The organism is Pseudonocardia sulfidoxydans NBRC 16205 (assembly GCF_007989085.1).
Lineage (GTDB): Bacteria > Actinomycetota > Actinomycetes > Mycobacteriales > Pseudonocardiaceae > Pseudonocardia > Pseudonocardia sulfidoxydans.
This window is the reverse complement of record NZ_BJVJ01000204.1, coordinates 1-545: the sequence shown is the minus strand read 5'-3', so window position 1 is coordinate 545 and position 545 is coordinate 1. Positions and strand designations below refer to the sequence as shown.

General features: G+C 70.1%; 2 protein-coding genes. Both read right to left on the bottom strand.

All coding sequences use genetic code 11. The features are described 5' to 3' along the window. Positions 1-248, bottom strand: a 248-nt coding sequence (locus PSU4_RS31035) for a hypothetical protein (protein ID WP_147116255.1), incomplete at its 3' end; no start/stop codon positions are given. A 79-nt stretch (positions 249-327) separates the two neighbouring features. Continuing rightward, positions 328-545: hypothetical protein (locus PSU4_RS31740; RefSeq protein WP_222596471.1), on the bottom strand; the 218-nt coding region annotated here is incomplete at its 5' end.

Below are 545 nucleotides of genomic sequence, written 5' to 3'. Positions count from 1 at the left end.
TATTCCTGCAACGCGGTTTCGACCGCGGCGAGCATGTCGCGGTAGGCGATGCGTCGCTCGTCGAAGGTCCGCTGCCAGTCCTCGTGTTCGCGAGCGCTGTCCTCCCGTGCGTGCCGCACACGCTCCCGTTCAAGCTCTCGGTCCCATGCCAGTGCCTCCCGGGCCCGTGCCCCTCGGTCGTTGATGAACGCTCCGACCGCAGCACCGCCCAGCGCTGTGATGACAGCGACCACCAGCAGAACCCACACCGGTGTCACCCCGGCCCCTCCCCGAGATCAGTAGGCGCGATGTCCCGCGCAGCCGTTCCGTGTAGCTCCCTGAGAGTGGTCAGCCGACCTCTGTCCCGGTCGAGAGGACATGACCGCCCGGTGGCCGCGAGTCGAGATGCAGACGGCGGCCGGCCCGTGCGGCGTCGATGACGGCGCGGACGGCGTAGGCGACGAGGTCGGGCTCTTGTACGTGGATGAGGTGCCCGGCGGTGTCGGCGGCGATGTGCACGGCGTCGAGACGACGCGCCCACTCGCGCTGGCACTCCCGCCAGCCCG